The sequence below is a fragment of the Aquabacterium parvum genome, from assembly GCF_001447195.1.
GTDB lineage: Bacteria > Pseudomonadota > Gammaproteobacteria > Burkholderiales > Burkholderiaceae_C > Aquabacterium > Aquabacterium parvum.
In genome coordinates this window covers 36,154-60,273 of the sequence record NZ_LFRI01000045.1, presented here as the reverse complement: position 1 = coordinate 60,273, position 24,120 = coordinate 36,154, and the positions used below count along the sequence as shown (strand labels likewise).

The window sequence follows — 24,120 nt, the reverse complement described above, 5'->3', positions numbered from 1 at the left end:
ATTATAGGCGGACCGGGCTCTGGCCGCCTCAGGTTTTGCGCGAGCCAACCCTCATGCGGGCGTATGATCCGGCGCTTTGTCACCGTTGACGGGCGCGAGAGCGCCCTGACCTGCCCGGGAGCCCCCTTGCTGTCCCTGCTGCGCATTCTCCTGCTGGCCGTGCACTTCGTGATCGCCAGCGTGATCGGCCTGCTGATCGGCCTGTGTCGCCCCTTCAACCCGGACAACAGCCGCCTGTGTGCGCGGGTCTACGGTATACCGGCCTTGCGCATCATGGGATTGCGCCAGCGCATCGAAGCCGACGGCGTGCTGAACCACCAGCGCCCAGCCATCATTGTCGCCAACCACATCTCCAACCACGACCTGTTCGTCTTCGGCCAGGTGGTGCCCGTTCGCACGGTGAGCCTGGGCAAGACCAGCCTGAAGTGGCTGCCTCTGTTCGGCCAACTGTACTGGCTGGCCGGCAACGTGCTGGTTGACCGCGGCAACGCCGTGCAGGCCCGCCGCGCCATGGAAACCACCACCGACACGCTTCAGCACAAGGACATGTCGCTGTGGGTGTTTGCCGAAGGCACGCGCGGCCACGGCAAGGGCCTGGGCCCGTTCAAGAAGGGGGCCTTCTTGATGGCGATCAACGCCGGGGTGCCCGTCGTGCCGGTGTGTGCCAACAACTACACCCGCACCATGAACCTGAACCGCTGGGTGGGCGGCGCCGTGGTGATGCGCACCTTGCCCCCGATCCCGACCACGGGCATGACGGCCGACGACGTGCCTGAACTCATGCAGCGTTGCCACGCCGCCATGGCCGAGTGCATCGAGCAGCTCGACCGCGAAGCCGAGGCGCTGCTAAAGCAAGGTTGAGCGCCGGGCTGCGCGTCAGAACGCACCAGCGCGCCCGCACTCAGCCAGCCGCCATCAGCCGTTCGGCGCGCTGATCTTGCTCAAGGGGTTCATGGCCTGAGCCTGACTGGCCGCAGACGGCAGGTGCAGATCGGCCTGGTCGGCGTTCCAGCTGGGCTCCGGGATGGAGTCGAACACCTGGCGAAGGCGCTGTCCCCAGGTCGAGCGAATCATGCGGAAGTACGGATTCGACTCGTCGATGTGGATGAGCTTGTCCACCTTGAGCGCGCCAGCTTCGTACACCAGCATGTCCAAAGGCAGTCCGACCGACAGGTTGGACTTGAGCGTCGAGTCCATCGAGATCAAGGCGCACTTGGCAGCTTCTTCCAGCGGTGTCTGAGGCGTGATGACACGGTCGATCACGGGCTTGCCGTACTTGGACTCGCCGATCTGGAAATAGCACACGCCATCGATGCCAGCTTCGACGAAGTTGCCGGCAGCGTAGACGTTGAACAGGCGCATGGTCTCGTTGCCGATCTGGCCACCGACGATGAGGCTGCAGTTGAAGTCGATGCCATGCTGCTTGAGCGCGGCTGCGTCACGCGCATGCACCTTGCGCACGCAACTGCCGACGATGCGGGCCACGTCGAACAGGCACGTCGCTGTCCAGATGGTGCAGGGCTCGCCGTCCGAGCCTTCGATGGTCTCGTTGGCCACCAGCTGCTTGACCGCCTGCGTGATGGCCAAGTTGCCAGCCGAGAGCATGACGATGACGCGATCGCCAGCCTTCTCGTAGACGGTCATCTTGCGGAAGGTGCTGATCTGGTCCATGCCCGCGTTGGTGCGGGAGTCGGACAGAAAAACCAGGCCCGCTTCCAGGCGCATGGCAACGCAGTAGGTCATGACGAAATCACCGATTTGAGTTTGTACAGGGCGTCCAGGGCCTCGCGCGGGGTGAGCGCGTCGGGGTCGATGGCGGCAAGCAGGTTCAGTGCCTGGGCTTCGGTCGGGGTCAGGGCTTCGACGCAGGTGGCCCCGGCAGACTGGCGGGCACCTTCGGCCAACTGCTCGAGGTCAACGCCACCGGCCGGGGCACCCACGTCGGCAAAGAGATCGATCTGCTGTTCAGAGTCGCGCTGCTGGGCCTCCAACGATTCCAGTGTGGCACGGGCCTGGCGAATCAGCGAATGGGGCATGCCCGCAAGCCGCGCCACCTGCACCCCATAGCTGCGGCTGGCCGGGCCGTGCTGCAACTCGTGCAGGAAGACGATGTCGTCGCCCGATTCGGCCACGCCCACGTGCACATTGAGCGCGCGCGGGTGGCGCTCGGGCAGGCGGGTCAGCTCGAAGTAGTGGGTGGCGAACAGCGTGAAAGCCTGGTTGCGGTCGTGCAGGTGCCCGGCGATGGCGCCGGCCAGGGCCAGGCCGTCGAAGGTGGAAGTGCCCCGCCCGATCTCGTCCATCAGCACCAGCGAATGCTCGGTGGCGGCGTGGATGATGGCGGCGGCCTCGGTCATCTCCAGCATGAAGGTCGACTGGGCGTTGGCCAGGTCGTCGGCCGCGCCGATGCGGGTGTGGATGGCGTCCATCGGGCCCAGGCGGCAGGCGGTGGCCGGCACGTAGGAGCCCATGGCCGCCAGCAAGGCGATCAGCGCCACCTGGCGCATGAAGGTCGATTTACCGCCCATGTTCGGGCCGGTGACGACCATCATGCGGCGCTTGGTGTCCAGCCGGCAATCGTTGGGGATGAAGGCAGCGCCGCTGGTCTCCATCAGGCGGGCCTCGACCACCGGGTGGCGCCCCTGCTCGATCTCGATGCACGGGTGGGGCACGAACTCAGGACGGCTCCAGCGCAGCGTGGACGCGCGCTCGGCCAGCGCGGCCAGGGCGTCCAGCGTGGACAGGGCGCGGGCCAGGGCGCCGAGCGTGGCGATGTGGTCCTGCAGGAAGTCGATCAGGCCTTCGAAGATGGCTTTTTCACGGGCCAGGGCGCGCTCTTGCGCCGACAGGGCCTTGTCCTCGAAGGCTTTGAGCTCGGGCGTGATGTAGCGCTCGGCGTTTTTCAGCGTCTGACGGCGCTGGTAATCAAGCGGCACCTTGTCGGCGTGCGATTGGGTGACCTCGATGTAGAAGCCATGCACCTTGTTGAACTGCACGCGCAGGTTCGAGATGTTGGTGCGGGCGCGCTCGCGGGCTTCGAGGTCGAGCAGGAAGGCGTCGCAGTTCAGCGAGATGGCGCGCAACTCGTCCAGGTCGGCGTCGAAGCCATCCGCGATGACACCGCCGTCGCGCAGCAGCACGGCCGGTGTTTCCAGCAGCGTGGCCTGCAGGCGCCGGGCCACGGCCGCATCGGGCGACAGGGCCGAGCGCACCTGTTGCAGCAGCACGCCTTCATCGGGCACGTTGCTCAGCAGCGCGGGCAGGCCCAGAAGGGTGTCGCGCAGGCCGGCGAGTTCACGCGGGCGCACCTGGCGCAGCGCGATGCGGGCGTTGATGCGCTCGACATCGCTCATCTGGCGCAGCGCCTCGCGGATGGCGTCGAAGCCTTGCGAGGTTTCGGCAGGCGACAGCAGCGTGGCGATGGCGTCGTGGCGGGCGCGGGCGACGGCGCGATCTCGCAGCGGCTGGGTCAGCCACTGGCGCAGGCCGCGGCTGCCCATGCCGGTGCGGCAGGTGTCGATCAGCGAGAGCAGCGTGGGCGAGTCTTCGCCACGCAGGGTCTGCACCAACTCCAGGTTGCGCAAGGTGGCGGGCGGCAGGTCGAGCAGCTCGGAGCTGCGCGGCACCTCCAGCGAGGCCACGTGGGCCAGCGCCCTGCCCTGCGTGTGCTCGGCGTAGCTCAGCAGCGCGGCGCCAGCCGCGTGCGCCAGCGACATCTCTTGCGCGTCCCAGCTCTGCAGGTGCTGCACCTTCAGCTGCTCGCACAGCTTGCGCAGGCCCAGGCCGGGGTCGAACTGCCAGGTCGGGCGGCTGGTCAGGGCGATGCCGCGTTGCGAAGCGCTCAGCATGGCGGCGATGGCCGGCGGCACGCGTTCGCGGTCGTAGAGGATCTCGGCGGGCTGCAGGCGGGCCAGCCAGCCAGCGAGTTCTGCCGTGCTGCACTCGGTCAGGCCCAGCTTGCCGCTGGACAGGCCCAGCCAGGCCAGGGCGCAAGGCACCTTGTCTTCGGCATGGCGGCCACGCTTGTCCATGACCACGGCCAGCAGCAGCGCGTCGGCGCGCTCGGACAGCAGCTCGGTGTCGATCAGCGTGCCCGGGGTGACCACGCGCACCACCTTGCGCTCGACCGGCCCCTTGCTGGCGCCAACCTCTCCGACCTGTTCGCAGATGGCAACCGACTCGCCCAGGCGGATCAGCTTGGCCAGGTAGGTCTCGACCGCGTGCACCGGCACCCCGGCCATCACCACGGGCTCGCCGTTGGACTGACCACGCACGGTCAGGGTGATGTCGATGAGGCGGTTGGCCTTGCGGGCGTCGTCGAAAAAGAGCTCGTAAAAATCGCCCATCCGGTAGAAGACGAGCGTTTCAGGGTGCTCCGCTTTGATGCGCAGGTACTGCTGCATCATCGGCGTGTGGCCGGCGTAGTCACTCGGAGCGGATGGGGTGCGTGCGGTGTCCATGGGTGTTGCGGGGGCGCCTGGGCAGCCCAGGGGCGAGAGTGTACCGGTCGGGCTCGACCACCGCCGGGACCACGTGCGCCGGCCAGACCCAGGCAAAATCACCCTGGCAGCCCCGACCAGACATGACACCAACCACCCACACCCTTGCCCGCCACCTGCTCGGCGGCCTCGCGATCGCCGCCCTGCTGGGCCTGAGCGCCTGCGGCACCACCGTCGTCAACCCCGTCACGGGTGAAGCCGAGCGCTCCGTGATGGACGAGCCCACCGAGATCGCCGAAGGCGCCAAGGCGCACAAGCAGGTGATCCAGGACGAAGGCATCTACGACAACCCCAAGTTGCAGGCCTACGTCAACGGCGTGGGGCAAAAGCTGGCGGCCGAGTCTCACCGCGCCCACCTGCAGTGGACCTTCACCGTGCTCGACAGCCCCGAGATCAATGCCTTCGCGCTGCCAGGAGGCTACATCTACGTCACGCGCGGCATCATGGCCTACCTCGACAGCGAGGCCGAACTCGCGGGCGTCATCGGGCACGAGATCGGCCACGTGACGGCCCGCCATGGCGCCCAGCGCGCCACCCGACAGCAAAACGCCGGCTTCGGGGTGCTGGCTGCCACCATATTGGGGGCGGTGCTCGAAAGCCAGGGGCTGCGTGGCGCCACCGACATCGCGGGCCAAATGTCGCAAACGGCGGCGGCGGGCTACGTGGCGTCCTACAGCCGCGAGCAGGAGTCGCAAGCCGACCGCCTGGGCGCCGAGTACCTCTCGCGCACACAGTACGACCCGCGCAACATGATCGACGTGATCGCTCTGCTCAAGAATCAGGAGCAACTGGCCGCAGAGGCCGCGCGCGCGGCCGGCAAGCCCGTGCAAAGCGGTGGCAATTGGCTGGCCTCGCACCCCAGCAACGAGCAGCGCCTGGCCGAGATCCGCGCCAACGCGACGCTCTATCAGGGCCGCTACGTCGACGACGGCCGCGAGCGCTACCTGCAGGCCATCGACGGCATGACCTTCGGCGATAGCCGCGAGCAAGGCGTGGTGCGAGGCCGCAACTTCTACCACGAGCCCCTGGGCCTGGCCCTGAGCGCCCCACAGGGTTGGCGCATCGCCAACGGATCGGACGCCATCAGCGTGATCAACGAGGCGGGTGACGCCGGGCTGATCGTCAAACTGCTGCCCGAGCAGGCCAAGGGCATGGGCCACGAAACGCTGATCCGCCAGTTGCTCAAGGCCGACCAGAACCGCATCGAGGGGCGCACCGAAAAACGCCAGTTGCACGGTCTGCAGGCCACGCATTTCGCCGGCACCCTGCGCAACGCCCAGGGCCAGTCCGCCAACGTGATGCTGACCGTGGCCGATGGCCCCGCCGGCAAACGCTACCTGCTGCGCTACGCTGGCCAGAGCGCCCAGGCGCTGCAGCGCGCCCTGCCCGGCCTGCAGGAGGCCGAGAACAGCTTTCGCGAGCTCACCCCGGCCGATCGCAAAGCCGCCCAACCCTGGGTGATCCGCACCGTGGCCATGCCCAAGGGTGGCTTCGCCGAACTGGTCCGCCAATCTGCCCTCGAGGGCATGGACCCGCAGGCAGAAGCCCGGCTCAAGCTGATGAACAGCGCTTATGGCGAGAAGGGCTCAGGCGGTGTGAGCTCCGCGCCGACGGCCGGTCAGCGGGTCAAAACCGTGCGTTGACACGCGCTGGCGAGTCCGTCAGAAATCGAGCAGCGAGAAACCGACGCTGAACACCGTGCGCCGACGGTTGAAATCGATCAGGCTGTCGCCATAGCCGCTGAAGACCTGGGTGTGCAGGCGCAAGTTGCTTTTGTGGCCAAAGCGGTAGTCGCCCAAGGTCCGCAGCCACTCCAGCCGGTACGACCCCCGTGCGGTGTCTGTCAGGCTGTGACGAACGGTGAGCGCAAGCGTGTGATCGGAATTCACGTTCCACGCAGCCTTGAACTCGGCCCGTCCGATGTGGTTGGCGATGCCCGGGTTGTCGTCGTTCTCGTGCGACTCGCGCACGCGGCGCCAGACCTTGGCCTGCAACTGCCAGCGGTTGCCCAACTCGATGGCGGCCAAGGCGTAAATCCGGTTCCAGCTGCGGGAGAGTGGCAAGGACTGCCCGTTGGACTGGTGCACCAGGCCCACACCCGTCATGCGCCAGCGCCAGCCACCGGGCAGCCGGATGTCATTGGGGTAGACGTAGATGACCTCGGGTTCGTGGTCGGTCGTGCGAAATGGCCTGGAGATGCGCCCCGTGAACAGCTGCCAGTAGGACTGTTGGGAATAGGCGAACCAGAGCGAGTCACGCCGCTCGCCCTCACCGTGCACCAGCAGCCCTTGCGCCAGCTTGGTGCGCACCGAGAGCTGGATGCGGTTCTCGGCCTGACGGTAGGCCGTGGGGGAAGACGCCGAGCGCCCCTCCGAGCTCGAAGTGGGCTGTCGATTCACGTAATCGGCCATCGCGAACGAGGCGGTCAAAGGGCGATAGCCACGCATGCGAAAGGTGCCGCAGTCGCTGCCGTCCTCCAACTCCCAGAAGCGGGACAACTCCGTGCGAGCGGGGTTGTGGCAGCCATCAACCGATTCGGCCTGCACCTCTTTGGCCAACTTGAGCCCCTGCCCTGCTGGCGTGCTGTCGTTGGGCGTTGCAGGCAGGGCAGGCACGTTGCTCGCGTCGTCAGGCTTGACGGCCACCGCGGCTGCAGCAGGCTGGGAAGCCGCCCAATCGTCGTAGCAAGCCAATCGCTCGGTGGCATCGGCGATGCGGGCACAGGCCGCAGCCTCACGCACCACGCGAGGCAAGGTCGACTGCACCGTTGCAACGGGCGTCATCGCCGATTGCGCCAGCGAGATGGCAGGAGCCCCCCCAGCGACCAAGGCAAACCAGGAGGCGAGACAAGCGCGAGCATGGGTCATGGCGAGGGCACCGTTCAAAGGGGCCTGACACCGCACCCCAAGGCGAATTTCGTTGTTGAATCAGAAGGGCGCGTCGTCGCGACCCACTGGGCGATCGCCACGGTCCTCGGCTGCTTTGACGGCAGCGGTGATGCGACGGCGCTTGGGCGCCTCGGCCGCCTGGGCTTCTGGCTCAGCGCCATCAGCGGCTTGCGCAGCCTGCAGCGCACCGAGCACCTCGTCGGCCGGGGCGGCTTCACCGTCCGCGCCTTCTTCGGCAGCTGGCTCGGTGATCACGCGGGTGTAAGGCGCCAGGGTCTTGACCAGTTGGCCATAGATGCGAGGCGTGCCGGCCACGATCTCGCGCTGGTACAGGAAGTCGGGCTCACCCGTGAAGTTGCCCACCAGGCCGCCGGCCTCGGTGATCATCAAAGAGCCTGCGGCCACATCCCAGGGGCTCAGACCGGTCTCGAAGAAACCGTCGTAGTAGCCAGCGGCCACGTAGCACAGGTCGAGCGAGGCGGCGCCCGGGCGGCGCAGGCCAGCGCACTGCACCATGACGTCCTCGAACATCTTCATGTAGCGCTGGAAGTTGTCGCCCTTGCGGAAAGGAAAGCCCGTGCCGATGAGGGCGTCGAGCATGCGCGTGCGCTTGGAGACGCGGATGCGGCGGTCATTGAGGTAGGCGCCCTTGCCGCGCGAAGCGTAGAACAGGTCGTTGCGGGTCGGGTCGTAGACCACGGCCTGTTGCACCTGGCCGCGCCAGGCCAGCGCGATGGAGACCGCGTAGACCGGAAAGCCGTGGATGAAGTTGGTGGTGCCGTCCAGCGGATCGATGATCCAGACGAAGTCGGAGTGCTTGGCGCCCTGCGTGCGGCCGGACTCTTCGGCCAAGATGCCGTGGCCGGGGTACGCCTCGCGGATGATGTCGATGATCGCCTGTTCTGCTGCCTGGTCGACCTCGGTGACGAAGTCGTTGTGAGACTTTGCGGTCACCTGCAAGCGCTCGATGTCGAGCGACGCCCGGTTGATGATCGCCCCGGCTGCGCGCGCAGCTTTGATGGCGATGTTGAGCATGGGATGCAGGGCTTGAGACATGGATTGGACCGTCTGAAAAAGTCAAAGACGACCGGCAACGATCCCCCGCCACATGGCGAGGGCCCGGTCGACAAAATGGGCGCAGCGATGATCAAAGAACGAAGAGAATCTGCGATTCTATCGAAGTGCGCCGTTTTTTGCACCCCCCGCCCTCGCCACCCCGGCCTTTCCAGGCATCCACATGTCCACTGCGTCACAGCCCACCGATCCCACCCGCTTCATCCTGATCGGCACCAGCCACCCCGGCAACGTCGGGGCCACAGCGCGGGCGATGAAGGTCATGGGCTTTTCCGAGCTGGTGCTGGTGCAGCCACGGTTTGCAGACGTGCTGATCCAGGAGGAGACCGTGGCCATGGCGAGTGGCGCGGCAGACATCCTTGTGCGTGCCCGCGTCGTCGACACCCTGGCCGATGCACTCGAAGGCGTCACCTTCGCCATCGGCACAGCCATGACGCCCCGTGACTTCGGCCCGCCCACCATCACGCCCCGCGAGGGCCTGGCGAACCTGGCCCGCAGACACATCGCCATCGGTCACAAGGTCGGATTCGTTTTCGGGTGCGAGCGGCACGGCATGTCCAATGAAGATGTCTACCGCTGCCACGCCGTGATCAGCATCCCCACCAACCCCGACTACGGCTCGCTCAACCTGTCGCAAGCCGTGCAACTGCTGAGCTACGAGTGGCGCATGGCGCTGGGATGCTTCCCCGTAGAGGCCCGCACACCCGATGCCGACCTGGCCAGTGGCGAGGCGGTGCAAGGCATGCTGGGGCACTTCGAGCGTGCGCTGGTGCAGCTGGGTTTCCTTGACCCGGCCGCCCCCAAAAAGCTCATGCCCCGACTGAACCAGCTTTTCAACCGGGCCGAACTGCGCCAGGAAGACATTCACATCCTTCGAGGCATCGCCAAAGCCATCATCGAGCGCTGTCAGCGCTGATCACCAGGCAACTGGTTGCTCGCCCACGCGCACACGCAGCCTGCGCGCGAGCCCGCCACCTCCACCCCGACACCGTGCCGGGGTTTGACCCGGCCGCTACACTTCCCGGCTCAAGTCCAAAAAACGCAAAAGCTCATTCCTTTCATGTTGTTTGCCCGCCTGCGCGAAGACATCGCCTGCATCCTGGAGCGTGACCCCGCCGCCCGAACGGCCTGGGAGGTCCTGACCTGTTACCCCGGTCTCCACGCCCTGGCCATGCACCGCTGTGCGCACTGGTGCTGGACACACGGCCTGAAATGGCTGGGACGCTGGATTTCGCACTGGGCTCGCTTCTTCACGGGCATCGAGATCCACCCGGGTGCCCGCGTGGGCCGCCGCGTCTTCATCGACCACGGCATGGGCGTGGTGGTGGGCGAAACCGCCGAGATCGGCGACGACTGCACCATCTACCAGGGCGTGACCCTGGGTGGCACATCGCTGTCCCGCGGGGCCAAGCGCCACCCGACACTGGGCCGTGGCGTGATCGTGGGGGCCAACGCCCAGGTGCTGGGCGGTTTCACCGTGGGCGACGGTGCCCGCGTGGGCTCGAACGCCGTCGTCACCAAGCCCGTGCCGAACGGTGCCACCGCCGTGGGCAACCCGGCTCGCATCATCGTGGCCAAGCAGCAGGTGCTCGACGAAAAGCAGGCCGAGCGCGAGGCCGTGGCCGCCCGCATGGGTTTCTCGGCCTACGGCGTGACCGAAGGCGACGACCCGCTGTCGCAGGCGCTGCGCGGCCTCATTGACCACGCATCCGGCCACGAGCACCAGATCGCGCTGCTGTGGCAGGCGGTCGAGAAGCTCGCGGCCTGCGCCCAGAGCCAGCTGGGCCGCGACTGCATGCCCGAGGACGCCAAGAAGACCGAGGCCTTCGACGCCGACGAGCTCAACCGCCTCGTCAAGTGAGCGCGATGGGCGGCGCCTGACTGAGCCACTCAGCTCAGGCGCCTCGAGCCCGTCAGGCCAGCAGGTAGCCGCCGTCCACGTTCAGGCAAGTGCCCGTGGTGTAGCTGGCCGCGTCGGACGCCAGGTACAGCGCAGCACCCGCCATCTCCGACGGGTCGGCCACGCGATTCATGGGCACGTGGGCCAGCACCGACTTGAGGATCATCTCGTTGCTGGTCAGTGCCGAGGCGAACTTGGTGTCGGTTGCGCCCGGCAGGATGGCGTTGACGCGCACCTTCTGCGTCGCACACTCCTTGGCGAAGGCGTGCGTCATCGAGATCACGGCGGCCTTGGTGATGGAGTAGATGCCCTGGGCCATGCCGGGGATCACGCCGTTGACCGAGGCGATGTTGACGATCGAGCCGCCACCTTGCTTGGTCATCATCTTGGCGCCGCGCGAGCACATGAAGAAGTAGCCGCGGATGTTGACGTCCACGGTCTTCTGGAACGCGCCCAGGTCGGTGTCGGTGATGTGACCGAAGTACGGATTGGTGGCCGCGTTGTTGACCAGGATGTCGAGGCGGCCGAACTCTTTCTCGATGGCTGCGAACGTGGCGTCGATCTGCTCCATCTCGCCGATGTGGCAGGCCAGCACCGAGGCCTTGCCACCGGCTTCGCGGATGGACGCGGCCACAGCTTCACAGGGCTCGGCCTTGCGGCTGGAGACGATGACGTGCGCGCCATGCGCGGCCAGCAGGCGCGCGATGGCCTCGCCAATACCGCGACTGGAGCCGGTCACGAGGGCGACCTTGCCGGTCAGGTCGAAGGGGTTCTTCAGGTTCAGGGGAGTGCTCATGGGTTCGCAGGCGTGTCAGGGGTGAAAAGGCAGGCGATGGCGGCTCACAGGACTAGCACGCGCAGCGGCCCGCGTCACAGCTTGGACTGGGCGATGATGCCCAGGCAGCGCTGCTCCAGGTAGCTCACAAACGGGCCGAAGGTGGCGAACGCCGGGTTGCGGGCGTTGCCTTCCTTGAAGCGCTTGTAGATCTGCTGCGCGATGCCGGCCAGGCGGAACAGGCCGTACACCGTGTAGAAGTCGAAGTTCTCGACACTGAAACCGGTTTTCTCGGCGTAGTAGCGGATCACCTCTTCGCGCGTGAGCATGCCTTTGGCATTGGTCGGCTGGCGGCGCGAGCCCTTCATGAACATGTCGTCATCGGCCTGCACCCAGTAGGCCAGCGAGCTGCCCAGGTCCATCAGCGGGTCGCCCAGCGTGGCCATTTCCCAGTCAAGTACGCCAATGACTTTGAGCGGGTCGTTCACGTCCAGCACGACGTTGTCGAAGCGGAAGTCGTTGTGGATGAGGCGGATGGCCACTTCCTGCTTGGGCATCTTCTCGGCCAGCCAGGCCATGACCTGCTCGAAGTCGCCGACGTCGTCGGTGCGGGCGGCTCGGTAGCGCTTTGTCCAGCCCTCGACCTGGCGGGCCACGTAGCCTTCGCCCTTGCCCAGGGTGTCCAGACCGGCGGCCTTGGGGTCGAGCTTGTGCAGATCGACCAGGGTGTCGAGCACGTTCAGGCACAGCTGACGGGTCTTGGCCTCGTCCAGGCCCAGCTCGGGCGAGAGGTTCTGACGCGGGATGTTGCCCACCAGGCGCTCCATCACGTAGAAGGGCGCGCCGATGACGCTGGTGTCCTCGCAGATGGCGTGGATGACCGGCACCTTGGGGTAGACCGGCTTGAGCTTGCGCATGATTTCGGCCTCGCGCACCACGTCGTGGGCCGACTTGGCGATGTGGCCGAAGGGCGGGCGACGCAGGATCAGGTCGACGTTGGCGTAGCTGAGCTGGTAAGTCAGGTTGGAGGCCCCGCCAGGGAACTGCTTGAGCACGGGCGTGCCTTCCAGCTTCAGGCCTTGTGCCTGCAGGTAAGCCGTGACCTGGGCCACGTCCACTTCTTCACCGGCACGGACTTGCCCGGCCTGGTCGATCAGTTGTTCGTTTTTGGCGTCGCTCATGGGCGGCGGTCTCCTCTTGTCGTGGTCGGGGGTGCCGCGACGCCGAGCGCCTCGGTCGTTCGCACACCGTGAAACCGCACCAGTTTAGGAAGCGCCAGCCAATGAATCAAATGAATTATTTGAATCCGAACCCATTAGCCCGACGAATAGGTCAATGGCTCACTCGGCCGACCGGTCGGCACCAGACAGGCACCCGAAAGCAGTTACCGGCCGATGTGAAATCAGGCGCCTTCGCGGCGCACCGCCGTTTTCGGCCGAAACACCACGCACATCGCCGGATCGGTCTCGATCCAGGGACCGCCGATCAGGTCGACGCAATACGGCACCGCCGCAAAAATGCCTGGCACCAACGATTTGCCATCTGCGTCTCGCAAGCCCTCCAGGGTCTCGGCGATCGACTTGGGCTGACCAGGCAGGTTCATCACCAGCGCCTGGCCACGCACCACCGCCGTCTGACGCGACAGGATGGCAGTGGGCACAAAGCGCAGGCTGATCTGACGCATCTGCTCACCGAAGCCAGGCAACTCCTTGTCCGCGACATCGAGCGTGGCCTCCGGGGTGACATCTCTGGGCGATGGGCCGGTGCCGCCGGTGGTCAACACCAGGTCGCAGCGCTCGGCATCGACCAGCTCGCGCAACGCAGCAGAGATGACGTCGCGCTCATCGGGGATGAGCCTGGGCACCCATTCGATCGGGTTGCGCACCGCACGGCCCAACCAATCCTTCAAGCCCGGCAGACCTTTGTCTTCGTAGACCCCGGTGCTGGCGCGGTCGCTGACCGAGACCACGCCGATGCGCACAGTGCGCAGCGGAGCCGACACGACGGCGCTCGTGCTGGAGCTCATGTCGGAGACCCTGCTGGGGCGTCCTTGTCGGCCTCTTCCTGTGCCTCCATCGCTTGCTTGATGAACTGGAACAGCTCGCGGAAGGCCCGACCACTGCGCTTTTCAGGCACTTCGGCGGCGTCCTTGCGGGCGCTGCGTACCAGGTTGCGCAACTGCTGCAGGTCAGACAGCGGGAAGTCAGCCGCCCAGTTGGTGAGCGCGCTTTTCTCGTCGGACAGGAGCTCGGCGCGCCAGCGCTCTGCCTGGTGCAGGGCCAGCGCATTGCGGGCGTGGCCCAGCTGGAACTGGGCCACGGCTTCGCGCAAGGGCTCGGCATCGACCCCGCGCATCACCTTGCCAATGAACTGGATCTGCCGGCGCTTGCCCTCGAAGGAGCGAGTGCGCTTGTAGGCGTCCAGGGCATCGCGCAAGCGCTCGGGCATCTCGATGCTCTCCAGGCGCGAATCGGGCATTTCCAGCAACTGCTTGCCCAGCTCCTGGAGTTCGTGGCTCTCGCGCTTGAGCGCGCTCTTGCTGGGACGGCCGGAAAAGCCGTCGTCGTCAGCATCGTCTTGATCAAAATGGTTCGGATTCATGTCCTCGCTATGATACGGGTGGCCCGCTGCTTGCGGGCTGCCGTTCATCAGCACAAAACCCTCCATGCCCAAGAACAAAGCTGCCTCGCTTGCGTCCTCGACCGCCCCCTCGACCGGGTTCGCCTACAGCCGCGAGCAATTCCAGCAACTGATCGAAGACGCCTTGAGCCTGGCGCGCAAGAAAGGCGCCTCCGACGCCGCCGCAGAAGTCTCCGAAGGCGCCGGCCTGTCGGTCTCGGTGCGCAAGGGCAAGCTGGAGAACGTCGAGCGCAACCGCGACAAGACGGTCGGCATCACCGTCTACCTGGGCCAGCGCCGGGGCAACGCCACCACCTCCGACTTCTCGCCCGAAGCGCTCGAGCGCACCGTGCAGGCGGCGTATGACATCGCCCGCCACACCGCCGAAGACCCGGCCGCCGGCCTGCCGGACGAAGCCGACATCGCCACGGGCAAAGCCGCCCGCCGCGACCTCGACCTCTTCCACCCCTGGGCCTTCGACGCCGAAGGCGCGGCCGAGCTGGCACGCCGCTGCGAAGACGCCGCCCTCGTGGTCGACCCCCGCATCACCAACTCCGAAGGCGCGGGCGTGTCGGCGCAGCAATCGCACTTCTGGGCCGGCAACTCGCGTGGCTTCCGGGGTGGCTACGCCTCGTCGCGCCACTCGCTATCGGTCTCGCCCATCGCGGGCCGGGGCAACGACATGCAGCGCGACTTCTGGTACACCTCCGAACGCGACGCCCGAGACATGGCCAAGCCCGAGGCCATTGGGCGCTACGCCGCCGAGCGCGCGCTCTCGCGCCTGAAGTCGCGCAAGATCGCGACCTGCGAGGTGCCGGTGCTGTTCGAGAACACCCTGGCCGCCGGCCTGCTGGGTGCCTACGTTCAGGCCACCAGCGGTGGTGCGCTTTACCGCCGCGCCACCTTCCTGCTCGACAGCCTGGGCAAGCCCATCTTCCCCAAGCACATCCAGGTCCACGAGGATCCGCACATCCTCAAGGGCAAGGGCAGCGCCCCCTTCGACGACGAAGGCGTGCTCACCCGCAAGCGCCAGGTCGTCAAGAACGGCGTCGTGCAGGGTTACTTCCTCTCGAGCTATTCGGCGCGCAAGCTGGGCATGAAGACCACCGGCCACGCCGGCGGCTCGCAGAACCTGGTGATGAGCAGCAAGCTCACCGACCCAAAGGACAACCTCAAGGCCATGCTCAAGAAGCTGGGCACCGGCCTGTTCGTGACCGAGCTCATGGGCCAGGGCGTGAACTACGTGACGGGCGACTACTCGCGTGGCGCAGCCGGTTACTGGGTCGAAAAGGGCGTCATCCAGCACCCCGTGCACGAGATCACCATCGCCGGCCACCTGGGCGAGATGTTCCAGCAGATCGTGGGCATCGGTGCCGACGCCTACACCTACGGCAGCAAGACCGTGGGCTCGGTGCTGATCGAGCGCATGAAGATCGCCGGCCACGGCGGCTGACCGACCACGGCCAATCGGCAGAGGCGCGCCCGCGACACCCACGGGTAAGCCCTCTCCTGGCATGGCCTTGCCGGACAAACAGCGCTCCTAGAATTTGGCAACACAACCCCACCACGAGGAGACCGCCATGGAGCGTCGTGCCTTCATCAACCACGCTGGCCTGGCCGGCGTGCTGGCCGCCGGTGCCGCCCCCGCCATCGTCCACGCTCAGACGCAGTTGCGCTGGCGCCTGGCCTCCAGCTTCCCCAAGTCGCTGGACACCATCTTCGGCGCCGCCGACGTCTTCACCAAGAAGATCCACGAGATGTCTGGCGGCAAGTTCCAGATCTCGGTGCACGCCGGTGGCGAGCTCATGCCCCCGTTCGGCGTGGTCGACGGCGTGCAAAGCGGCACGGTCGAGATGGCCCACACAGCGCCTTATTACTTCGTCGGCAAGGACGAAACCTTCGCGCTGGGCTGCTCCATCCCCTTCGGCCTGAATTCCCGCCAGATGTCGGCCTGGATGTACGAAGGCAACGGCCTCAAGCTGATGCGCGAGTTCTACGCCAAGTACAACATCGTCAACTTCCCTGGCGGCAACACCGGCGCGCAAATGGGCGGTTGGTACCGCAAGCCGATCAAGTCGCTGGCCGACCTCAAGGGCCTGAAAATGCGCACCGCAGGCTTCGCCGGCAAGGTGATGGAGCGAATGGGCGTGGTGCCCCAGGCCCTGCCCGGCGGGGAGATCTACCAGGCGCTTGAAAAAGGCGTGCTCGACGCCGCCGAGTGGGTCGGCCCGTACGACGACCAGAAGCTGGGCTTCTACAAGGTCGCGCCCTACTACCACTTCCCCGGCTGGTGGGAAGGCGGCCCGCAGCTCGACTTCTTCATCAACCAGAAGGCCTGGGACGCGCTCAACCCTGAGTACAAAGCCATGGTCGAAGCCGCTGCCGCGCACGCCCACACCGAGATGCAGGCCCGCTACGACGCCCGCAATCCGCTGGCGCTCAAGCAACTGGTGGCCGCCAAGACCGAGCTCGTGCAGTTCCCCAAGCCGGTGATGGACGCGGCCTTCAAGCACTCGATGGACATCTACAGCGAGCTCAACGAGAAGAACCCGAGTTGGCGCAAGGTCTACGCCGACTACGCCAAGTTCCGAGCCGACCAGAACCTGTGGTTCCGCTTCACCGAGGCGACATTCGACCGTTACATGCAGTCCGTCAAACTCTGAGCCTGACGTCAACAAGCTCCAAGCGCGGCCACAGGGTCGCGCTTTTTTCATGTTTCATCGCATTTCCGCGCGGAATGCGCACCTGCTCGGTCTGGCCGCACGCAAAACGCGGCCGACAGGCTCAAGATGTGCATGGCTTTTTCCGAAGCCAATCAGGCGCCAGCGGGATTTGGCCCCGGGCGTCATGCACCATGCCACCTTCCAAGCCCACAGACCTGCCATCGTCACCCGACTGGAGCCAGGCGCCCCTGGAGCGGACCTGGCGCTCGTTCAGCATCCTGTGCTGGAGCACCGGCCTGATCCTGGCCTGGTTGCACCCCTTGCCAGGCATCGCCTTTGGCCTGGTCGGCTGGTGGGCTCAGTGCAAGGCCGCTCCGCTCACCGGCCGCACCGCGCCCTGGCCTGCAAGGCGCGTTCAACGCGTGGAAGCCGGTTGAAAACCTGCCCCCTCGCCCCGCTGCTCAAAGGGCGTCCTTGACCGCCTGAGTGGGGTCGATTTCCACTTGGGGAGGCGGCACCGACACGTCAGGCTCGCCACCCACCACATCGGACACCGAGCCCGTTGGCTCTTGTGCCGCAGGCGGGGTGACCGGGTCGCTGCCCAGGTCTTCGATCTGCATCTCGATGTGCACGTCATCGGTGTTGACCGCCGTCTCCTTGTCCAGGAACGCCGTCACCGACTCCGGCCAGAAGATCACCACCGCCACCAGCACCAGCTGCATCGCCACCCAGGGGATCGCACCCAGGTAGATGTCACGCGAAAGAATGGGTTTGCTGATCGCCCCGCTCTTGTGGATCTGGTCTGCCACCCCACGCAGGTAGAACAGCGCGAAACCGAATGGCGGGTGCATGAAGCTGGTCTGCATGTTCACGCACAGCAGCACGCCAAACCAGATCAGGTCGATGCCCAGCTTCTCGGCCACAGGTGCCAGCAGGGGCACCACGATGAAGGCGATCTCGAAAAAGTCGAGGAAGAACGCCAGGAAGAAGATGAAGATGTTGACGGCAATGAGGAAGCCCACCGGACCACCCGGCAGGTTGCTGAGCATCTCCTCGATCCAGATGTGGCCATCGACGCCCTGGAAGACCAGCGAGAACACCGTCGAGCCCAGCAGGATGAAGATCACCATGGACGTCACGCGCATGGTCGTGTCCATGGCCTGCCAGATCAGGCTGATCGACAGGCGCTTGTGCATGGCTGCCAGCAGCATGCCACCAAAGGCACCGAGCGCACCGGCCTCGGTCGGCGTGGCCAGGCCCATGAACAGCGTGCCCAGCACCAGGAAGATCAGCACGACGGAGGGCAGCATGCCCCACAGCACCCGCTTGACCAGCGCGGCGCCCCGCATGGTGCGGGCCTCGGGCGGCAGCGGTGGCACCCACTGCGGCTTGAACATGACGATGGCCGCCGTGTAGAGCAGGAAGATGGCCGTTTGCAGCAGCGAGGGGCCGATGGCACCCAGGTACATGTCGCCGACCGAACGACCGAGCTGGTCGGCCAGCACCACCAGCACCAGCGAGGGCGGGATCAGCTGCGTGATCGTGCCCGAGGCCGCGATCACGCCCGTGGCGTAACGCATGTCGTAGCCGTAACGGACCATGATGGGCAGCGAGATCACGCCCATGGCGATCACGCTGGCGGCCACCGTGCCCGTGATGGCGCCCAGGATGGCCCCCACGATGATGACGGCAAAACCCAGGCCGCCTGGCCGGCTGCCGAACAACTGGCCCGTGCCTTCAAGCAGGTCTTCGGCCAGGCCGCAGCGCTCCAGGATGGCCCCCATGAAAGTGAAGAACGGGATCGACAGCAGCAACTCGTTGGAGACGATGCCGTAAAGCCGCAGTGGCAAGTTGCCCATGAACTCCGGGTTCACGAAGCCCTGCGACATCGCGAAGTAGCCGAAAGCCAGGCCCAGCCCCCCCAGCGTGAACGCCACCGGAAAGCCCGCCAGCATGGCCACCACCAAGGAGCCGAACATGACCGGTGCGAGGTGAGACATCTCGATCACTGCAGCGGCCTTTCGTAGTGGGTGTCGAGCTGAATGTCACCGCGCAGGAAGGCAACACGGCGGAACGCTTCTGCCACCGCCTGCAGCCCCAGGAAGGCGAAACCCAAGGGGATGGCCGCCTTGATTGGCCAGCGCAAAAGACCGCCAGCGCTGGCCGAGACCTCTTGCTGCTGCCATGACAGCACCACGAAGGGCCACGACAACCAAGCCACGATGGCGCACAAAGGCAGCAGCACCAGCAGCAGGCCGATCAGGTCGATCCAGGCCTGCGTGCGCGGAGAGCGACCACCGTAGATCACATCCACGCGAACGTGCTCGTTGAGCTTGAGCAGCATCGGCGCGCCCAGGAACACCGCCATGCCAAAGAGGTACCACTGCGCCTCCAGCCAGGCGTTGGAGCCCATGCTGAAGGAGTAGCGCACGAGGGCGTTGCCTGCGCTGATCAGGCAGGCGGCGAACAAGGCCACGGCGGCCAGCCACCCTCCCACGCGGGAGATGGCGTCCATCCAGCGGATGTAGGTCTGCATGCGTCAGGGGGGCAAAAGGCTCAGTCGTCGAGGGCCTGAGCCTGCATGTACAGCTTGGTCGAGCGAGCGCCGCTGCGGCAGAACATCAGCAACGGGCGCGGCAGGCTTTTGAGCAGCTCGGCGCAACGCGCGATTTCTTCGGGCGACTGGTAGCCGCCGTTGACCGGCAGGTAGGCGTACTCGAGGCCCGCCGCCTTGGCTGCAGCTTCGATGGCAGCGCTGGTGGGCTGATCAGGGCCGCCCTCCATGTCGGGGCGGTTGTTGATCACGGCCTTGAAGCCGGCTTGTGCTGCTGCGGCCATGGCCTCAGGGGTCAGCTGGGGCGCGGCGTAGACGTCTTGCGCGATGGGCTGCAGGGACACGGAATCGCTCATGGTGGACCTCGGTGTTCGGAACGCCAGATGGTAAAGCCAGACGGCCTCGTTGAACGGGAGGCAGGATCAGCCTGCCAGCGCAGCCTTGACCGCTGCGGATACCTGACCCATGTCGGCCTGGCCAGCCAGGCGCTGTTTGACCACGCCCATGACTTTGCCCATGTCGCCCGGGCCCGAAGCGCCCAACTCCACCACGATGGCCTTGACGGCAGAGGCCACTTCCTCGGCACTCAGGCGCTGCGGCAGGTAGGCCTCCAGCACGGTGATTTCGAACTTTTCCTTGTCGGCCAGGTCCTGGCGGTTGCCAGCCTCGTACTGCTGGGCGGCATCCTTGCGCTGCTTGATCAGCTTGTCGACGATGACCACCACCAGGGTGTCGTCGAGCTCGATGCGCTCATCGACTTCCTTTTGCTTCATCGCGGCCAGCAACATGCGGATGGTGCCGAGGCGATCGGCTTCCTTGGCGCGCATGGCGGCTTTCATGTCATCGGAGATGCGTTGCTTGAGGCTCATGGTCGTGAATCATCAAAGGGAAGTTGAAAAGACAAAGGCCCGCATGGGCGTCCCCGCGCGGGCCTGGTTTGCCTTCGGGCAGCCTGCGGACAGGCTTGCCTCGAGCAAGAAACTGATCAGTACAGCTTCTTGGGCAGCTGCATGCTGCGCACGCGCTTGTAGTGGCGCTTGACGGCGGCGGCCTTCTTGCGCTTGCGCTCGGAGGTGGGCTTTTCGTAGAACTCGCGGGCGCGCAATTCGGTCAGCAGACCCAGCTTTTCGATGGTGCGCTTGAAGCGGCGCAGGGCCACGTCGAACGGCTCGTTTTCCTTGACACGGATGGTCGTCATCAGAGATTCGCTTTCAGATTGAATGCATTCAAAGGCTGGCGGCATGGCCCCCTGCTTCGCGCTTCGGTCAGTGAACCAGCACAAGCCGGCCGGATGCACGACTCACTGATTTTGATCCGGCTGAAAATTCAACGGTGCCATGCACTTTTGAACCATTTGCCAGACGCCCTTGGCGCTCGCCAGGAGGACTTGACATTGCAAACATGCTACCAAGCCCACCAATAGAGCCTGCGATTATAGCCTGGAAATTTTCTCAACCCAAGCAGTTTGGCCCGGAAATGGCCTCAATGCCCTGCTCTGCGGCCAGCTGGGCCCTCTTTTCCGAGTCAAGGACATCGGGCGCTGGGCTGTCCGAGCGGGCTGGCAAGCGTTCGACCAACTCGGCCAGCGGAACCATGACGAAGGCTCGACAAAGTTGGCGGGGATGCGGCAGGGTCAGGGTCGCCGTTTGCAGGACGGCACCACCATGGTGCAAAAGATCCAGATCGAGCGTGCGAGGCGCGTTGACGTGCGGGCGCTCGCGGTCGTGATCCAGCTCGATTCGGAGCAAGGACCGCAGCAACTCGTGTGGCGCCAGCACGGTGTCCAACGCCACCACGGCGTTCAGGAAATCTGGGCCGCCAGCATCCACGGGACGGGTGCGGTAAAGGGACGAAACACCCTCCACCCGCGTGCCCGGCAGCTTGCGCAGCGCCGTCACAGCCGCCTGCAGGCGCAGGTGCACATCTCCGAGGTTGCCCCCCATTGCCACGAATGCCCGGAACCGAGGTGCCAGCGAAAACGCCTCGGCTCCCGCGTAAGCCACCACCGGGGCGCTCGTCGGGGCCATCATGTTCGCCTCACCGACGTGTCATTCCGCAGCGCCGACCTGGGCACCACCTGCGGGCTTGCGACGGCGGCGGCGGCGCTTGCGGGCGGGAGCACCGCCGTCGCCTGCCACGTGGGTGAGCTCATCGGCCTCGTCATCGCTTTGGTTGTCATCCGGCTCCACTGACTGGGATGCGGATGCCACCGAGGCCTTGTTGCGAGGCACCCGACGCGGGCCGCCCTGCCCGGCCTGCTGGCGAGCGGCGTCCATCAAGCGGCGGCGCTCGACATCATCGGCCAGGGAGAAGTCCTCCCACCAGGTCGCCAGGTCGGCGGCCACTTCGCCACACTGCCCACGCAAGCGCAGGAAGTCGAAGCCGGCGCGGAAACGGGGCTGCTCGACCAGCGACAGCGGGCCATTGCCCGTGCGCCGATCGAAACGGGGTTGCATGGTCCAGATTTCGCGCATGTCGGTGGCGAGCTTGCCTCGACCCGAGATGTCGCCGATGCGGGCATCAAAAACGGCGTCGGTGGCCGACTGCAGGGCCGGGAACACCGGCTCGCCCTGCGCCTGGTTGCGCTGCCAGTGGTCCAGCACGTCATGCCAGAGCAGGCAGGCCAGCAGGAAGCTGGGCGCCACGGGCTTGCCTTCGGACACGCGCCGGTCGGTGTCGGCCAGCGCCAGTTGCACGAATTGCTCGCGCCCAGGGTGCCGACGAGCCTCGTCAAACACCGCATCGAGGATGGGGAAGACGCCTCGATCGAGGCCCTGCTTGCGCAACTGCTCGATGGAGGCACGCGCGTGCCCGGTCTGCAGCAGTTTGATCATTTCATCGAACAGGCGCGACTGCGGCACGTTGGCAAGCAGCTCGGACATCTCGCGGATGGGCTCGCGCGTCTTGGGTTCGATCTCGAAGCCCAGCTTGGCGGCAAACCGCACCACGCGGATGATGCGCACCGGGTCTTCGCGGTAGCGGGTCTCTGGGTGGCCGATCATGCGCAGCACGCGCTTTTTGGCGTCCTGGATACCGCCGTGGTAGTCGACCACGACCTGCGTGCGCGGGTCGTAGTACATGGCGTTGATGGTGAAGTCGCGGCGGGCGGCGTCCTGGTCCTGCGGGCCCCAGACGTTGTCTCGCAAGACGCGGCCGCTGGCGTCCACGACGTGGGACTTGTCGGCCAGCTCGCGCTTGGAGGTCTTTTCGTTGCCGGAGACCTGCTCGGCGGCGTCGTTGTCGAGGTAGGCGCGGAAGGTCGAGACCTCGATCACCTCGTGCTCGCGACCACGGCCATAGACCACGTGCACGATGCGAAAGCGCCGGCCGATGATGAAGGCTCGGCGGAACAGGCCCTTGACCTGCTCGGGGGTGGCGTTGGTGGCCACGTCGAAGTCTTTGGGGCGCAGGCCCAGCAGCAGGTCGCGCACGGCGCCACCGACGATGTAGGCCTCGTAGCCCGCGTCTTGCAGCGTTTCGACGACTTTGCGGGCGCGCTCGTCAACGAGCTTGGGGTCGATGCCGTGTTCGGACGCCGGCACGTCAACGCGCTTGCCCGTGGGAATGCGCGCGGGTTTGGCCCCGCCTTTGGCGGCGTGGGCGTGCGGGCGCTTGTGGGGCGCGCCCTTGCCGAGGAACTTGTGAATCAGGCTTTTGATCATGCAAACAACCGGAGGATGCGCCAGCCTCGAGACTGCGCCACGGCTTCCAGCTCGGGGCTGGGGTTGGTGGCCACTGGGTCGGTGGCCCGCTCAAGCAGGGGCAGGTCGTTGGGGGAGTCGCTGTAGAAACTGACGCGATCAAACTGGCCGAGGTGGCGGCCCTGATCAGACAGCCATTGTTCCACACGTGTGATCTTGCCTTCGCGGAACGAGGGCACGCCGTCGATGCGTCCATTCACGCGCCCCTGGTCGTCGCGCTGCAAGCGCACGGCGATCAGGTCGTCCACACCAAAGGCGTCGGCGATCGGGCGGGTGACGAATTCGTTGGTGGCGGTGACGATGGCCAGCAGGTCGCCTTGGGCGCGGTGGCGCTCGACCAGCTCGACCGCCTGAGGTTTGAGCGCCGGCAGGATCACCTCGCCCATGTACGCCTGCTGCAGCGCCGACTGCTCGGCCACCGACATCTGGCGCCAGATGCTGGTGGTGAACTCGATGTACTCGTCCAGCACCAGGGTGCCATCGCAGTACTGCTGGTAGAAGGCGTCGTTGCGGCGACGGTAGTCGGCGCCATCGACCAGCCCCTGCCGGATGATGAACTCGCCGAATTCGTGGTCTGAATCCAGAGGCAGGAGGGTGTGATCGAGGTCGAAGAGGCAGAGGTTCATGGTGAGGGGGATTCTGAGGCCAGCATCTGTTTGAGCAAGGGGATGGTGACCAGCCTGTGCTCGGACAAGGCATAAACGTCGAGGCGATCGAGCAGGCCCATCAGGGAGCCGAGGTCGCGCTCGTGGCGACTGAGCAGGTAGGCCAGCACCTCTTCGCTCAGGAACATGCCTCGGCGTTGGGCTGCCTGTTGCAACACCTCGCGCACCCCCGACTCGTCAAGGGGCTGCAGGGCGAAGGACAAGCCCCAGCCCAGGCGCGTGCGCAGGTCATCGCGCACGGGCAGGTCCACCACCGGCAGGCGGCCAGCGGCCAGGATGAACAGCTCGCCTGCCTCGGCAGACGCGTCCGACAAGTCCGAAACCGCCGCAACGGCTGCGGCAGGTGTTGTGCCCGCTTCGCGCGCAGCCAACGCCGCCGCAGACTCGATGAACAGCTTGAAGGCCAGGTGCTGGCTCTCGGCGTTGAGCCGCTCGCAGTCATCGAGCAGGGCCAGCGTCGGAGCGCCTGGCGCGCAACCGGCCCACATCTGGCAGGTCTGGGCGTTCAGCCAGATCACGCCAAAGCCCAGGCCCAATGCCCTCTCGACCATCGCGCGCAGCAGGTGGGTTTTGCCGCAACCGGGCGCGCCCCATATGTAGGCCGGAGAAAGGGGGCCATCCACCGCAGGCCATGCGCTCAGCCAGGCCAGCAGCGCCTCATTCTGGGCTTGCCCTCCCGTGACAAAGGCATCCAGGCCCGGCACGGCTGGCGACCCGAGGTCGAGCAACAGCTGGCGCATGGGCACAGGGGCAACCACCCCTCGGGAGACATCGCTCATGAC

At 66.1% G+C, this 24,120-nt stretch carries 24 protein-coding genes; 7 read left to right on the top strand and 17 right to left on the bottom strand.

Going from position 1 to position 24,120, the window contains the following annotated elements:
* The first annotated feature begins 63 nt into the window (after positions 1-63).
* A complete protein-coding gene (locus ABG80_RS01035) occupies positions 64-861 on the top strand; it encodes a lysophospholipid acyltransferase family protein (protein WP_235513705.1) in 798 nt (265 codons plus the stop codon).
* A gap of 54 nt (positions 862-915) precedes the next feature.
* Here the strand turns inward: ABG80_RS01035 and ABG80_RS01030 are convergent, their stop codons facing one another.
* Both ABG80_RS01030 and mutS read right to left on the bottom strand, forming a co-directional pair.
* A complete protein-coding gene (locus tag ABG80_RS01030) occupies positions 916-1,743 on the bottom strand; it encodes a proteasome-type protease (protein ID WP_058085934.1) in 828 nt (275 codons plus the stop codon).
* On the bottom strand, positions 1,740-4,460 hold the full coding sequence (gene mutS / locus ABG80_RS01025; RefSeq protein ID WP_058085933.1) for a DNA mismatch repair protein MutS: 2,721 nt from the start codon (positions 4,458-4,460) through the stop codon (positions 1,740-1,742). The genes ABG80_RS01030 and mutS overlap by 4 nt, the downstream gene beginning before the upstream one ends.
* Before the next feature lie 122 nt (positions 4,461-4,582).
* Here mutS and ABG80_RS01020 point away from each other — a divergent pair, with 122 nt between their 5' ends.
* Positions 4,583-6,142 (top strand): M48 family metalloprotease, encoded by a 1,560-nt coding sequence (locus tag ABG80_RS01020; protein WP_058085932.1) that lies wholly within the window; start codon positions 4,583-4,585, stop codon positions 6,140-6,142.
* A gap of 18 nt (positions 6,143-6,160) precedes the next feature.
* Here ABG80_RS01020 and ABG80_RS01015 read toward each other — a convergent pair whose 3' ends face one another.
* Together ABG80_RS01015 and ABG80_RS01010 are read right to left on the bottom strand one after the other, a co-directional pair.
* Positions 6,161-7,366 carry a phospholipase A gene (locus ABG80_RS01015; RefSeq protein ID WP_058085931.1) on the bottom strand — a complete coding sequence of 402 codons (1,206 nt, stop codon included), beginning with the start codon at positions 7,364-7,366 and terminating at the stop codon, positions 6,161-6,163.
* Between the two features lie 60 nt (positions 7,367-7,426).
* On the bottom strand, positions 7,427-8,443 hold the full coding sequence (locus tag ABG80_RS01010; protein ID WP_058085930.1) for an inositol monophosphatase family protein: 1,017 nt from the start codon (positions 8,441-8,443) through the stop codon (positions 7,427-7,429).
* Between the two features lie 181 nt (positions 8,444-8,624).
* On the opposite strand from ABG80_RS01010, the gene ABG80_RS01005 reads away from it, so the two are divergent.
* A complete protein-coding gene (locus ABG80_RS01005) occupies positions 8,625-9,377 on the top strand; it encodes an RNA methyltransferase (RefSeq protein ID WP_058085929.1) in 753 nt (250 codons plus the stop codon).
* Positions 9,378-9,524: 147 nt separating this feature from the next.
* Positions 9,525-10,322, top strand: a complete 798-nt coding sequence (gene cysE, locus ABG80_RS01000) for a serine O-acetyltransferase (RefSeq protein ID WP_058086034.1) — start codon at positions 9,525-9,527, stop codon at positions 10,320-10,322.
* 52 nt (positions 10,323-10,374) lie between these two features.
* Here the strand turns inward: cysE and ABG80_RS00995 are convergent, their stop codons facing one another.
* The 4 genes from ABG80_RS00995 to yjgA all read right to left on the bottom strand — a co-directional run bounded on the left by ABG80_RS00995 (position 10,375) and on the right by yjgA (position 13,737).
* The gene (locus tag ABG80_RS00995; protein ID WP_200964230.1) at positions 10,375-11,157 is read right to left on the bottom strand and encodes an SDR family oxidoreductase; all 783 of its coding nucleotides are present in this window, start codon (positions 11,155-11,157) and stop codon (positions 10,375-10,377) included.
* A 74-nt stretch (positions 11,158-11,231) separates the two neighbouring features.
* Positions 11,232-12,317 carry a phosphotransferase family protein gene (locus ABG80_RS00990; RefSeq protein WP_058085928.1) on the bottom strand — a complete coding sequence of 362 codons (1,086 nt, stop codon included), beginning with the start codon at positions 12,315-12,317 and terminating at the stop codon, positions 11,232-11,234.
* Positions 12,318-12,538: 221 nt separating this feature from the next.
* On the bottom strand, positions 12,539-13,162 hold the full coding sequence (mog, locus tag ABG80_RS00985; RefSeq protein WP_083505694.1) for a molybdopterin adenylyltransferase: 624 nt from the start codon (positions 13,160-13,162) through the stop codon (positions 12,539-12,541).
* Positions 13,159-13,737, bottom strand: coding sequence for a ribosome biogenesis factor YjgA (yjgA, locus tag ABG80_RS00980; protein WP_058085927.1), 579 nt, complete (start codon positions 13,735-13,737; stop codon positions 13,159-13,161). The genes mog and yjgA overlap by 4 nt, the downstream gene beginning before the upstream one ends.
* 64 nt (positions 13,738-13,801) lie before the next feature.
* Here yjgA and pmbA point away from each other — a divergent pair, with 64 nt between their 5' ends.
* The 3 genes from pmbA (at position 13,802) to ABG80_RS00965 (ending at position 16,855) form a co-directional block, all read left to right on the top strand.
* Complete coding sequence (pmbA, locus tag ABG80_RS00975) at positions 13,802-15,208, top strand: metalloprotease PmbA (RefSeq protein WP_058085926.1); 1,407 nt, start codon at positions 13,802-13,804, stop codon at positions 15,206-15,208.
* 127 nt (positions 15,209-15,335) lie between these two features.
* On the top strand, positions 15,336-16,418 hold the full coding sequence (locus ABG80_RS00970; RefSeq protein ID WP_058085925.1) for a TRAP transporter substrate-binding protein: 1,083 nt from the start codon (positions 15,336-15,338) through the stop codon (positions 16,416-16,418).
* 191 nt (positions 16,419-16,609) lie between these two features.
* Complete coding sequence (locus ABG80_RS00965) at positions 16,610-16,855, top strand: hypothetical protein (RefSeq protein ID WP_058085924.1); 246 nt, start codon at positions 16,610-16,612, stop codon at positions 16,853-16,855.
* Between the two features lie 24 nt (positions 16,856-16,879).
* Here ABG80_RS00965 and ABG80_RS00960 read toward each other — a convergent pair whose 3' ends face one another.
* The 9 genes from ABG80_RS00960 to ABG80_RS00920 form a co-directional block, all read right to left on the bottom strand.
* On the bottom strand, positions 16,880-18,424 hold the full coding sequence (locus ABG80_RS00960; RefSeq protein WP_200964232.1) for a TRAP transporter large permease: 1,545 nt from the start codon (positions 18,422-18,424) through the stop codon (positions 16,880-16,882).
* Positions 18,424-18,954: a TRAP transporter small permease subunit gene (locus ABG80_RS00955; RefSeq protein WP_058085923.1), complete on the bottom strand. Its 531-nt coding sequence runs from the start codon at positions 18,952-18,954 to the stop codon at positions 18,424-18,426. Before ABG80_RS00955 ends, ABG80_RS00960 begins: the two co-directional genes overlap by 1 nt.
* Before the next feature lie 20 nt (positions 18,955-18,974).
* A complete protein-coding gene (locus ABG80_RS00950; protein WP_058085922.1) occupies positions 18,975-19,328 on the bottom strand; it encodes a TIGR01244 family sulfur transferase in 354 nt (117 codons plus the stop codon).
* 66 nt (positions 19,329-19,394) lie between these two features.
* A complete protein-coding gene (locus ABG80_RS00945; protein WP_058085921.1) occupies positions 19,395-19,841 on the bottom strand; it encodes a GatB/YqeY domain-containing protein in 447 nt (148 codons plus the stop codon).
* A gap of 116 nt (positions 19,842-19,957) precedes the next feature.
* The gene (gene rpsU / locus ABG80_RS00940; RefSeq protein ID WP_009551973.1) at positions 19,958-20,170 is read right to left on the bottom strand and encodes a 30S ribosomal protein S21; all 213 of its coding nucleotides are present in this window, start codon (positions 20,168-20,170) and stop codon (positions 19,958-19,960) included.
* 253 nt (positions 20,171-20,423) lie between these two features.
* On the bottom strand, positions 20,424-21,002 hold the full coding sequence (gene folK, locus ABG80_RS00935) for a 2-amino-4-hydroxy-6-hydroxymethyldihydropteridine diphosphokinase (protein ID WP_235513704.1): 579 nt from the start codon (positions 21,000-21,002) through the stop codon (positions 20,424-20,426).
* Between the two features lie 18 nt (positions 21,003-21,020).
* Positions 21,021-22,634: a polynucleotide adenylyltransferase PcnB gene (gene pcnB / locus ABG80_RS00930; RefSeq protein ID WP_058085920.1), complete on the bottom strand. Its 1,614-nt coding sequence runs from the start codon at positions 22,632-22,634 to the stop codon at positions 21,021-21,023.
* The gene (locus ABG80_RS00925; RefSeq protein ID WP_058085919.1) at positions 22,631-23,299 is read right to left on the bottom strand and encodes a histidinol-phosphatase; all 669 of its coding nucleotides are present in this window, start codon (positions 23,297-23,299) and stop codon (positions 22,631-22,633) included. The genes pcnB and ABG80_RS00925 overlap by 4 nt, the downstream gene beginning before the upstream one ends.
* On the bottom strand, positions 23,296-24,117 hold the full coding sequence (locus tag ABG80_RS00920; RefSeq protein WP_235513703.1) for an HdaA/DnaA family protein: 822 nt from the start codon (positions 24,115-24,117) through the stop codon (positions 23,296-23,298). The genes ABG80_RS00925 and ABG80_RS00920 overlap by 4 nt, the downstream gene beginning before the upstream one ends.
* Positions 24,118-24,120 lie beyond the last annotated feature (3 nt).